This is a genomic window from Streptomyces qaidamensis (assembly GCF_001611795.1).
Taxonomy (GTDB): domain Bacteria; phylum Actinomycetota; class Actinomycetes; order Streptomycetales; family Streptomycetaceae; genus Streptomyces; species Streptomyces qaidamensis.
The window spans coordinates 946,056-957,702 of the sequence record NZ_CP015098.1 but is presented as its reverse complement, the minus strand read 5'-3'; the positions used below and the strand labels follow the sequence as shown (position 1 = coordinate 957,702).

Below are 11,647 nucleotides of genomic sequence, written 5' to 3'. Positions count from 1 at the left end.
GCCCCGGCGAGCGGATCTCGACGGCCCCTTCCGCACGACAGAGCCCGGGCCTCATCCTCAGGTAGGAGAGCGCCCCTCCCTCGTACGAGGGAGGGGCGCTCTGCTGCGTCCCCCACGTGTGCAGCCGGAACTTCGCTCGTTGCCGTGAGGACTCGTACCCCCTCGTTCCCTAGCCTTCTTGCATGGACAAGACGATCGATGGGTTACAGGCCGTGATCGAGGTCAGGGACGTCTACAAGCGTTTCGGCAGCACTCAGGCACTGGACGGCATGTCGTTCTCCGTCAGGCCGGGGCAGATCACCGGCTTCGTCGGTCCGAACGGCGCCGGTAAGTCGACGACGATGCGTGTCATCCTCGGGCTGGACAGGCCGGACAAGGGGAGCGCGCTGGTCGGCGGGCGCCCGTACCACACGCTGCGTACTCCGCTGAAGCACGTCGGCGCGCTGCTCGACGCGGCCGCCGTGCAGCCGAGCCGGACGGCCCGCCACCACCTGCTGTGGCTGGCGCACTCGCAGGGGCTCGGCACCGCCGCGGTGGACGAGGTGATCCGCAGGGTCGGCCTCCAGGACGTGGCAGGGCGCAAGGCCGGTGGCTTCTCCCTGGGCATGCGGCAGCGGCTGGGTATCGCGGCCGCGCTGCTCGGCGACCCACCGATGCTCATGCTGGACGAGCCGTTCAACGGCCTGGACCCCGAGGGCTTCAGGTGGATGCGGGGCTTCCTGGCGTCGCTCGCCGAACAGGGCCGTGCCGTGCTGGTGTCCAGCCACCTGATGAGTGAGCTCCAGGACTCGGCCGATCACGTGGTCGTCGTCGGGCGCGGCAAGGTCGTCGCCGACATGAGCGTGCAGGACCTGCTTGCGTCGGTGTCCGAGGGGCGCGTCACCCTGCGCACGTCCGCCCGTCAGCAGGCGATGGACGTGCTCGCGCGGGCCGGCGCGACGGTGAGCTCGACCGGGAGCGACACGATCAGCGTCACCGACCTGTCGGCCGAGCACGTCGTGTCCGTGCTCGGCTCGCACGCGGTGCCGTTCTCCGAGGTGTCCTCGCACCGTGCGTCCCTGGAGGAGGCCTACATGGAGCTCACCCGGGACTCCGTGCAGTACCGCGGGGTCGTCACCGGGGAGGCCGGACGATGACCACCACCCTCTCGCCGCCGCCCGCCACCAGCCGGCCGGCACGCGGCGGCTTCGGGCGCGTGCTGCGCGCGGAATGGACCAAGTTCCGGACCGTGCGTGGCTGGGTGCTCAGCACGGTCGGTGCGCTGGTCGTCACCTGCCTGGTCGGTCTGCTCGCGACGGCCCAGAGCAACGGCGGCGGCGCGTCGGAGCTGCCGGTCGGCCCCTCGGGCCATGCGGTCAACGACGCCTTCTACTTCGTGCACCAGCCGCTGAAGGGCGACGGCAGCATTACGGTGTCGGTTTCCTCGCTGACCGGTCAGGTCGCGGCGTCTCCCACGGAGAACAAGCCCGGTCTCGCGCCCTGGGCCAAGGCCGGCATCATCGTGAAGGACTCCCTCGAGCCGGGGTCGTCGTACGCGGCCATGATGGTCACCGGGGCCCACGGAGTGCGGATGCAGTACGACTACACGCACGACAAGGCGGGACTTCCCGGTGCGGTGTCGGCCGAGGCACCGCGGTGGCTCCGACTGGAGCGCTCCGGCGAGACCCTGACGGGCTATCAGTCGACGGACGGCAACGCGTGGACCGAGGTGGGCTCGGCCCGCCTCTCCGGACTCTCCGAGTCGCCGCAGGTCGGCCTGTTCGTGGCCTCACCGTCCGCCACGGAGGACACCGGTACGGGAACGGGGTTCAACCCCGCTGTCGCGACCGGCACGTTCGGCGCGCCCACCCTGAGCGGCGGGTGGAGCGGTGACGCCTGGCAGAACCGGCAGGTCAGCGACGGTGCGGGTACGAGCGGCAGCTACAGCCAGACGACGAAGGGCGAAGCGGTCCGGTCCGACGGGGGTTACCGCATCACCGGGGCCGGCGACATCGCGCCGGTGGTCGGCGGGCCGGCGGCGAGCGGCGTGCGCATTCTCTCCAACTTCCTCGTCGGCGCATTCGCAGGACTGATCATGATGGTCGTCGTGGCCGCGGGCTACATGACCGTCGAGTACCGCCGGGGGCTGATCGGCGTCACGTTCGCGGCCAGCCCGAGCCGAGGAAGCGTGCTGGTGTCGAAGGCACTCGTGGTGGGCTGCGCCGCCTTCCTCGCCGGTACGATCGCCGCCGCGTTCATGGTGCCGTTCGGTGCGTCACGGTCTCTGGCGAACGGCTTTCCCGTGCTGACGGTGCCGTCCTCGACCGAGCTGAGGGTCATCGTGGGCACGGGCCTGCTGCTGGCTGCGGCCAGTGTCTTCGCCCTGGCGGTCGGAGTGATCCTGCGGCGCAGCGCCGTGACCATCACGGTGGTGGTCGTCAGCATGGTGCTGCCCTATCTGCTCGCCACCGCGTCCGTCCTGCCGCCCTCGGCCTCGGATTGGCTCCTGAAGGTCACACCGGCCGCCGGGTTCGGCATCCAGCAGACCGTCACCCACTACGACCAGGTCGTCACGGTCTACTCGCCGATGCACGGCTACTTCCCGCTGGCGCCGTGGGCGGGCTTCGCCGTCCTGTGCGCCTACGCCGCGGCCGCCTTCGTCGGCGCCCTGGTCCTGATCCGACGGAGGGACGCATGAGGTACGCAGGGCGCGCGGAGTGGACGAAGCTGCGGACGGACACCAGCAACGCGTGGCTGCTGTTCGGTGCCGTGGCGCTGACCCTGGCGGTCGGCGCGGCGGTGGCCATGACCTCCCGGTGTGACGCCCTGGGTTGCGGAGAGGACGCCACGAAGCTCAGCCTCACCGGTGTCATGGTCGGTCAGGTCGTCGTCGCGATCGTCGCGGTGCTGATGGTCGGCAACGAGTACAGCACGGGCATGATGCAGAGCACGGTCGCCGCGGTACCGCGCCGGCTGACCGTCCTGTTCTCGAAGGCGGTCGTGCTCAGTGGGGTGATCGTGGCGGCGGGTGCCGTCGCCGTCGTCGGGTCCCTGCTGATCGGCGGGATGGTGCAGCCGGGGCGTGGCTTCACCGAGGCGCACGGCTACGAGGCGATGTCACTGGCCGACTCGGTGACGCTGCGCGCCGCCGCGGGATCCGTCCTGTACCTCGCCCTGATCGGGCTGCTCAGTCTCGGTATCGCGCTGATCGTGCGGAGTTCGGCGACGGCGATCGGGATCGTGCTGGGGCTGCTGTTCTTCTTCCCGATCCTTACCCAGGTGATCACGGACCCGGACTGGCAGCGGCTGCTCCAGCAGATCGCCCCCATGACGGCCGGCCTCTCCGTGCAGACGACGATCGGCATCGACCGGCTCCCGATCGGCCCCTGGGAGGGTCTCGGCGTGGTGGCCCTGTGGGCCACCGGCGCGCTGGCCGTCGGCGGCGCGATGCTGCGCCTGCGAGACGTATAAGCGCACCAGGCTACCCGCTAATCCCCCGGGCGGGTAAGGCGGTCCTGTGTTCAACTGCGCGAAGGCGCCAGTTGGACACGGGACCGCCATTTCTCTGTGCTTGGACTCATGGATGGGCAGGCACGGTTGTCGTACGCTGAGGGCGCCCAAAAACGTATTGCGTTGTGCAGCATTCGGATAGACCGTCCGGGACGGTCCCTCGGGTGCTGAATGTGGCGCGTCCGCTGTCGGCCTGCTTCCGGAGGTTCCGATGAGGAAGTACTGCAAATCGTACCCACTGGCTGAATTGCGCGGATTCCCCGGCTGGTCTGCCGGGGCACAGCCCGAAGAGCGTGAACTCGCCGATGACACCACGGTGTTCCTCTGCGATGAATTCACGGTCATGCTGAGTCCTGTCGGTGTCGACAAGGACAAGCGGCTCTTCACCGAGGACACCCCGGAGTGGCGTGAATTCTGCGAGACCACTCTGAAATTCAGCATCCCGGACGACCTGGCATTCGCCTACGTGGAGTCCGAGCCGTCCTGAGCCGGCCGTTTCGATCGGAGAGATGAACCATGGACGAACTGACCGAGCGCCTGAGCGCGGAACAGAGTGTGGAGGTCGGCGGACCCGAGCCCACGCTCGAGGAACTGCACACCCGACTGACGGACATCGGGACCGTCTTCGTGAAGTTCACGGAGACCAGAGGCGGCACCGATCTGGGTATACGTCTGGACCGGGAGGCATCGGACCTCAGCGGCGCCGACTTCGACGCCCGGACCGGCACCGTGCACGTCGAGGGCACCCTCACACTCAACGGCGACCCGGTGCGCTGCATCGCCGACATCGATCTGGCCACTCTGAAGGGGGTCGGTCGACTCGCGCTCGTGGAGACGGTCGGCGCCTGACGGAACCTCATCCGGTGCTTCATGGGGCCGTGAGCCGACCCGCCACGCTACTCAAGAATATCGGATGTCGCTGATGACAAGGGCTGTGAAATCTGCGGACCCTGTGTGCTCACCGGTCGGGAACACCCCGATGGTGGATGTTTCCCTGGACGTGAACGGGAAGACGCGGCGGCTGCGACTCAAGCTCGAATCGAAGAATCCTTTTGGTTCGCTGAAGGACCGCATCGCCGTCTCTTTGATCGAGCATGTGGCCGACCGCATCGACAAAGACATCGGCGTCATCGAGTCGACATCGGGAAATCTTGGCGTCGCCATGTCGGCCGAATGCGCCGCTCGTGGTGTCCCGTTCACCGCTGTCGTCGACCCGCGCACCAGCGTATTCTTCATCGATCGGATGCGCGGGCTCGGAGCCAGGGTGCAGGTGATCGAGGAGCCGGATGCCGCCGGCGGATTTCTGCTCAACCGTATTCGATACGTCAAGGAACAGCTGAATATCCGTCCCGGCCTTGTCTGGACGAATCAGTACCGGAGCGAGGCGAACCCGAACGCCCACTTCGAGAGCACGGCACCCGAACTCATGCGACAGGTGCCGGGTCCGGCGACGGTCCTGGTCCCCGTCTCCACGGGCGGCACGCTCGCCGGCCTGACCCGGTTCGTCGACGCGACCGGCGCGGACTGGCGCCTCGTCGGTGTCGACGTGCACGGATCCGCGGCGCTCGGCCGCACATCCGGGCGGCGGCTGCTGTCCGGGATCGGGGCGAGCTGTCCGTCGAGCTTCCTGGACCCCGCGACGGCGACCGTGCAGTACGTCGATGCCGCCGAGGCGGTGTCGGCCTGCCTGTGGCTGTCCGAAGAGGCCGGCATCGGCGTCGGGGGCAGTTCCGGGGCGACCGTGGCTGCCGCACTGCGAATGTTCCGACAGGACCCGGAGATCGACGAGCTCGTGTGCCTCTGCCCCGACGGAGCGGACCGCTACCGGACGACCATCTACCACGCCGACTGGCGGACCGCCCAGGGGATTACCACAGCCGGGATGGGCGGCGCCGTCGTCTACCGCGCCCTGGGCGAGAGCGGAGAATGATGTCCACCGAGGCACGCGGGCTGCTGACGCTGTCCGAACTGACCCGGGAGGAACTGCAGGGCCTGGTCGCCAGGTCCCGCGAGCTCTTCCTCGACCGCACGGCGCACGACAGGCCCCTGCGCGACAAACTGGTCGGCGTCCTCTTCGCCAAGACGTCGACGCGGACCAGGACCGCCTTCACGAGCGGCGTCGTGCGGCTCGGCGGGTTTCCCATCACGTACGGGCCCAACGATCTCCAGACGGCGACCGGAGAATCGGTCAGGGACACCGGACGCATCCTCGGATCCATGCTGGACGCGCTCGTCGCGAGGACGTCCGGACCGCTGGAGGACCTGCGGGAGATGGCCGACGCCGGACGGCTGCCCGTGATCAACGCCATGGCGGCCGAGGAGCACCCGACCCAGGGTGTGTGCGACCTGGCCACGATGCTCCTGCAGTTCGGTTCACTCGAAGGCATCTCCGTGCTCTACCTTGGCGAGGGCAACAACACGGCGTCCGCCCTCGCCCACGGCATCTCCCACATCCCGCGCTGCCACATCACCTTCGCCACCCCGGCCGGCTACGGACTGGACCCGCAGGTGCTGGACGCGGCCGCGAAGCGGGCGGCCGAGGCGGGCAGCGGCGTCCGCGAGGTCCACGACACGGACGACCTGCCGAGCGACGTGGACGTCGTCTACACGACGCGCTGGCAGACGACCGGCACGGTCAAGGCGGACCCCGACTGGCGGGAGCGGTTCCGCCCGTTCCACATCGACGAGCGGCTCCTCGCGCGCTGGCCGGAAGCGACGTTCATGCACGACCTGCCCGCGCACCGCGGGGAGGAGGTCTCCGGCGCGGTCCTGGACGGCCCGCGCTCGATCGCCTGGCAGCAGGCCGAGATGAAGCTGACCAGCGCCATGGCCGTACTGGAATGGGTCGTGGGCGGCAAAGCGCCCCAGGCCAAGCGCAGTTGACGAACCGCCGCGGACGGCCGCCCTCCTGCGCGGGCCGTTCGCCGTCCGCGGCTCTTTGACCATTCGGCATTGATTCAGGCGATTCTCTGGAGGACGGGCACCCATGTCTGACGAGCTGTACTTGCGATCCAAGGCCATCGTGGAACCACTGGTGGACCGGTTCTACGTCTGGCCGCACACCCTGGCGCCCGTCCAGGCCGCGATGAACCTGGCCTTCCTGCAGGTACCGCTCCTCGAGTCGTACCTCCAGTCCCCGAAGGTCCACGTGGCGGCCAGCGTCAACCCCGAGCTGCGCGGCGGCTACTTCGTCAACATCGCCGAGGAGCGCGCCGACGAGGTGCGCGACCTGCTGGCCACCATCAAGCGCGAGCGGGCCGCCATGATCCGCTTCGCCGAGGCGATCGCCGAGGGGCAGGAACTGCTCCGTGCGAACGCCACCGGGTTCGACCTGACCCCGCTGTACCCGAAGCTGCCCGAGGAGCTCGCCGGCCTCGTCGAGCTGGCGTACGACACCGACAACCAGGCCCAGATGCGCTTCATGGAGCCGCTGGCCTACCACAGCGACGTCTACCAGGAGGACCGCCAGTCGGTGCAGCTGTCCTTCGAGACCGGCATCGAGCGGCCGTTCATCCTCAGTACGCCGCGACTGCCCTCGCCCGATGTGCTGGAGCTGGACATCCCGTTCCGCCACGCCGGGCTCGAGGCGCTCTTCAAGGCCCGGGTGCAGCCCACGACGCTCGCGAAGCTCCGCGAGGCCCTCGAACTCGACGACGCCCAGACCAAGCAGCTGTCCGGCATGCTGAGCGACCGGCCGAGCCTGGCGGAGGACCGGCACATCGACGCGGGCGGCCGTATCCGCTACTTCGGCCACGCCTGCCTGGTCCTCCAGTCGCCCGAGGCCGCCGTCGTCACCGACCCGTTCATCAGCGCCGACAACACCGCCGGCGACCGGTACACCCTCGACGACCTGCCCGACTACATCGACCTCGTGCTGATCACGCACGGCCACCAGGACCACATCGTCCTGGAGACCCTGCTCCAGCTGCGCGGCCGGGTCGGCCAGATCGTCGTCCCCCGCTCCTCGCGCGGCAACCTCGCCGACCCGTCCATGGCGCTCATGCTCAAGCACCAGGGCTTCCCGGTCGTCGAGGTCGACGACTTCGACGAGGTGGAGTTCCCCGGCGGCAAGATCACCGCGACGCCGTTCCTCGGCGAGCACTGCGACCTCGACATCCGCGGAAAGTCCACGTACTGGGCGGAGTTCGCCGGCAAGAAGGTCTACATCGGCGCGGACTCCTCGGGCATCGACCCGATGCTGTACCGCTACGTCCAGCGCCACCTGGGCACCGCGGACATCGCCTTCCTCGGCATGGAGTGCGACGGCGCCCCGCTCACCTGGCTCTACCAGGCGCTGCTCACCAAGCCGGTCACGAAGAAGATGAGCAACTCCCGCAAGCTGTCCGGCTCCAACGCCGCTCAGGCCGCCGACATCATGGTCGAGCTCGGAGCCAAGGAGGCGTACGTCTACGCGATGGGCGAGGAGCCCTGGCTCGGCCACGTCATGGCGACGACGTACACCGAGGACACGTACCAGATCAAGCAGATCGACGAGTTCATGGCCTGGTGCAAGGGCCGCGGCATCCAGGCGGGCCACCTGTACGGCCAGCAGGAATGGCGCTGGTAGACGGACGACCGGCAACCCAGCGGCTCTTGAGGAGACTGACATGACAGTGCAGGACCTGTTGTACGTCGAGCTGTACACCCGGCACGCACCGACGGCCGTCGACTACTTCGTCTCGGGAATGGGCTTCACCCGCATCGCCGACTCCGTGGAGCCCGACCGGAGTTCCATCCTGCTGCGCCAGGGGGAGACCCGGCTGATCGTGACGTCGGGCCCGGGCACCACCCGCTTCCTCGACCGGCACGGCGACGGCATCGCGGACATGGCGTTCAGCTGCGACGACGTGGCGGCGACGCACGACGCGGCGGTGGCCGCAGGGGCCCGGTCCCTGGGCGTCTCGCACGGCAACCCGGTCGTCTCCGGCTTCGGCGACGTCAGCCACACCCTGCTGCCGCACGCCACCGCGTCGACCGCCGAACTGCCGCCGGGCCGCAACTGGGTACCGAGCACGCCGGCGCCGGATCCCGCGCAGGAGGGCCCGGTCCGGCTGCTCGACCACGTCGCGGTCTGCCTGGAAGGGCACCGCCTCACCGAGTACGCGGACTTCTACGAGAACGCCTTCGGGATGTCCCGCTACTCCTCCGAGTACGTGGCGGTCGGGGACCAGGCGATGGACTCGATCGTCGTCCGCAGCGACTCCGGGCGGGTCACCTTCACCCTGGTCGCCCCGGACCCGTCGAAGGAACCGGGGCAGCTCGACGCCTTCATCGAGCGCAACGGAGGGCCCGGTGTCCAGCACCTCGCCTTCCTGGTGGACGAGATCATCCCCACCGTGCGGCGGATGAGTGAGGCCGGCACCGACTTCCTCGCCACTCCCGACTCGTACTACGAAGTGCTCGCCGAGCGGATCACCGGCATGCGCGAGGAGGTCGCGGAGCTGCGGTCCGTCCAGGTGCTCGCCGACCGCGACGAATGGGGCTACCTGCTGCAGCTGTTCAGCCGCTCGCCCTACGAGCGCAACACCCTGTTCTTCGAGCTCATCCAGCGCCAGGGCTCGCGCGGCTTCGGCAGCGCCAACATACGGGCCCTGTACGAGGCGGTCGAGCGAGACCGGCTGGCCGCGGGGTGAGCGACGCGGCGGGGGACGGCGGCACGCCGGGGCCGTACACCCTCGCGGACTGGGCGGACCTGGCCCGCGCGGGCATGGACCCGGGCGTGTGGGACTTCTGCGCGGGCGGCGCGGGGGAGGAACGGACCCTCGCGGCCAACGTGGAGGCGTACGACCGCGTGCGCTTCCGGCCGCGGGTGCTCACGGGGGTGGGCCGGCCGGACACCACGACCCGGATCCTGGGCCGGCGCTGGGCGGCGCCCATCGGGGTCGCCCCCCTCGCCTACCACACCCTGGCGGACCCGGCGGGCGAGGTCGCCACGGCCGGGGCCGCCGGCCGCGCCGGTCTGCCCCTCGTGGTGAGCACCTTCGCCGGGCGGACCTTCGAGGACATCGCGCGGGTCGCCGCGGCGCCGCTCTGGCTGCAGGTCTACTGCTTCCGGGACCGCGACGCGACACGGGCCCTCGTCGAACGTGCCGAGCGGGCCGGGTTCGAGGCGCTGGTGCTGACGGCGGACGCGCCCCGGCTCGGTCGCCGGCTGCGCGACCTGCGCAACGGCTTCCGCCTGCCGGACGGCATCGTGCCCGCCAACCTCACCGGTGCCGGCTTCTCCTCACCAGTGGACCACGCGCTGGCCGAGTTCGACGCCGCCCTGGACTGGGGGGTGGTCGCCTGGCTGGGGGAGATCAGCTCGCTGCCGGTCCTCGTCAAGGGCGTCCTGACGCCGGCCGACGCACGGCAGGCGGTCGCGGCCGGGGCCGCCGGCATCGTCGTGTCCAACCACGGCGGCCGCCAGCTGGACGCGGTCCCCGCGACGCTCGACGTCCTGCCGGAGATCGCGGACGCGGTCCGGGGCGCCTGCCCCGTACTCGTCGACGGCGGTGTGCGGCGCGGCTCGGACGTGCTGGCGGCGCTCGCGCTCGGCGCCGACGCGGTGCTCCTGGGACGTCCGGTGCTGCACGGCCTCGCGGTCGGCGGCGAGACGGGTGTCGAGCGGGTGCTCGGCACCGTCGTCGACGAGCTGGTGGAGACGATGACGTTCACGGGCACGCCGTCCGTCGACCGGGCGGGTCCGCCGCTCGTCGGTGGGCCGGAGGAGGCCGGCGACGGGCTTCCCGAGCCCGCCCGACGGCTCCCCGAGCCACCGCCTCACCGGACGGGCGCCCCCGGACTCCGCAAGGAGGAGCTGCACGGCAGCGTTTCCGACCCGGTCCTCGACACCATGAACTTCCTCAACGAGGTCACCCACCGCTACCCCGACGCGGTCTCGTTCGCCCCCGGCCGCCCCTACGACGGGTTCTTCGACACCGAGGACGTCTTCAGGCACCTGCGCCGCTATCTGGACCACCTGGCCGCGCAGGGCGCCAGTCCCGAGCAGGTCCGCTCCGCGATCTTCCAGTACGGGCCCACCGCCGGCCAGATCCGGGAGCTCGTCGCGGACCAGCTGCGCAAGGACGAGGGGATCGACGTGCCGCCGGCGTCGGTGGTCGTGACCGTGGGCTGCCAGGAGGCGATGTTCCTCGCGGTACGCGCCCTCATCTCCGGCCCCGACGACGTGCTGCTCGTCTCCAGCCCCTGCTACGTGGGCATCACCGGCGCCGCACGGCTCCTCGACGTCGAGGTCGGCGCCGTCGAGGAGGGCGAGAAGGGCTTCGACTGCGCCGCCCTGGAAGCCGCGATCCTCGCGGAGCGGGCCCTGGGCCGACGCCCGCGCGCGTTCTACGTGATCCCCGACCACTCCAACCCCTCCGGCACGTCCATGACGCTGCCCGCCCGCCAGGAACTGCTCGACCTGGCGGAGCGGCACGACATCCTGATCCTGGAGGACAGCCCGTACCGGATGGTCAGCCCCGGCGAACAGCTGCCGACGCTCAAGTCCCTGGACCGCGAGCACCGGGTCGTGCACCTGGGGTCGTACTCCAAGACGCTCTTCCCCGGCACCAGGGTGGGTTTCGTCGTCGCGGACCAGCCGGTCGTCGACGACGCGGGCAACACCGGACTGCTCGCGGACGAACTCGCCCGGATCAAGAGCATGCTGACGGTCAACACCTCCCCGGTGAGCCAGGCGGTCACGGCCGGAATGCTGCTCTCCGTCGACGGCCGGACCTCGGGGCTCAACACCCGCACCGCCGCGTACTACGGCGACGCCATGCGGGTCACCCTTCGGGAGCTCGACCGACGCTTCCCCGAGGACGAGCGCGGCGCGCTCGGCATCGGCTGGAACGAGCCCGCCGGAGGCTTCTTCCTCGCCGTCAACGTCCCGTTCCGCGCGGACAACGCCGCGCTGGAGCGCTCCGCGGAGGAGTTCGGTGTCATCTGGACGCCGATGTCCTACTTCTATCCGCAGGGCGGTGGCGAGTCGAGTTTGCGGCTGTCCGTCAGCTACCTGAGCCACGAGGAGATCGTGGACGGCGTGGACCGGCTGGCCCGTTTCGTACGGGCGCAGACACATCGATCCGGCTGAACCGGCCATCTGGTAGTTCCGACTTCAACTCACCGAAGGGAAAGCGGTGTTGGTAGCAAAGATTCTCATCCGCAGCAGGAC

Annotated in this window: 10 protein-coding genes and 1 pseudogene; all 11 read left to right on the top strand. The window is 69.9% G+C overall.

The window, feature by feature from the left end; all coding sequences use genetic code 11:
* Positions 1-182 precede the first annotated feature (182 nt).
* The 11 genes and pseudogenes from A4E84_RS04235 to A4E84_RS45660 all read left to right on the top strand — a co-directional run bounded on the left by A4E84_RS04235 (position 183) and on the right by A4E84_RS45660 (position 11,566).
* A complete protein-coding gene (locus tag A4E84_RS04235) occupies positions 183-1,136 on the top strand; it encodes an ATP-binding cassette domain-containing protein (RefSeq protein WP_062925244.1) in 954 nt (317 codons plus the stop codon).
* Positions 1,133-2,677, top strand: coding sequence for an ABC transporter permease subunit (locus A4E84_RS04230; protein ID WP_062925243.1), 1,545 nt, complete (start codon positions 1,133-1,135; stop codon positions 2,675-2,677). Before A4E84_RS04235 ends, A4E84_RS04230 begins: the two co-directional genes overlap by 4 nt.
* Positions 2,674-3,450 carry an ABC transporter permease gene (locus A4E84_RS04225; protein ID WP_062925242.1) on the top strand — a complete coding sequence of 259 codons (777 nt, stop codon included), beginning with the start codon at positions 2,674-2,676 and terminating at the stop codon, positions 3,448-3,450. The genes A4E84_RS04230 and A4E84_RS04225 overlap by 4 nt, the downstream gene beginning before the upstream one ends.
* A 382-nt stretch (positions 3,451-3,832) precedes the next feature.
* Complete coding sequence (locus A4E84_RS42825; protein WP_159029548.1) at positions 3,833-3,976, top strand: hypothetical protein; 144 nt, start codon at positions 3,833-3,835, stop codon at positions 3,974-3,976.
* 29 nt (positions 3,977-4,005) lie between these two features.
* Positions 4,006-4,338 (top strand): hypothetical protein, encoded by a 333-nt coding sequence (locus A4E84_RS04220; RefSeq protein WP_062925241.1) that lies wholly within the window; start codon positions 4,006-4,008, stop codon positions 4,336-4,338.
* A 64-nt stretch (positions 4,339-4,402) separates the two neighbouring features.
* Complete coding sequence (locus tag A4E84_RS04215) at positions 4,403-5,419, top strand: pyridoxal-phosphate dependent enzyme (RefSeq protein ID WP_079128858.1); 1,017 nt, start codon at positions 4,403-4,405, stop codon at positions 5,417-5,419.
* Positions 5,416-6,372 (top strand): ornithine carbamoyltransferase, encoded by a 957-nt coding sequence (locus A4E84_RS04210; protein WP_062925239.1) that lies wholly within the window; start codon positions 5,416-5,418, stop codon positions 6,370-6,372. The genes A4E84_RS04215 and A4E84_RS04210 overlap by 4 nt, the downstream gene beginning before the upstream one ends.
* A gap of 103 nt (positions 6,373-6,475) precedes the next feature.
* Positions 6,476-8,056, top strand: coding sequence for an MBL fold metallo-hydrolase (locus tag A4E84_RS04205; protein ID WP_062925238.1), 1,581 nt, complete (start codon positions 6,476-6,478; stop codon positions 8,054-8,056).
* Positions 8,057-8,096: 40 nt separating this feature from the next.
* Entirely contained in the window at positions 8,097-9,122 is a 1,026-nt protein-coding gene (gene hppD / locus A4E84_RS04200) for a 4-hydroxyphenylpyruvate dioxygenase (protein WP_062925237.1), read from the top strand.
* A 74-nt stretch (positions 9,123-9,196) separates the two neighbouring features.
* Positions 9,197-10,165 (top strand): annotated as a pseudogene (locus tag A4E84_RS45665) (alpha-hydroxy acid oxidase); the annotation flags it as partial.
* A 159-nt stretch (positions 10,166-10,324) separates the two neighbouring features.
* Positions 10,325-11,566, top strand: coding sequence for an aminotransferase-like domain-containing protein (locus A4E84_RS45660; RefSeq protein ID WP_237305114.1), 1,242 nt, complete (start codon positions 10,325-10,327; stop codon positions 11,564-11,566).
* The last annotated feature ends 81 nt before the right edge of the window (positions 11,567-11,647 follow it).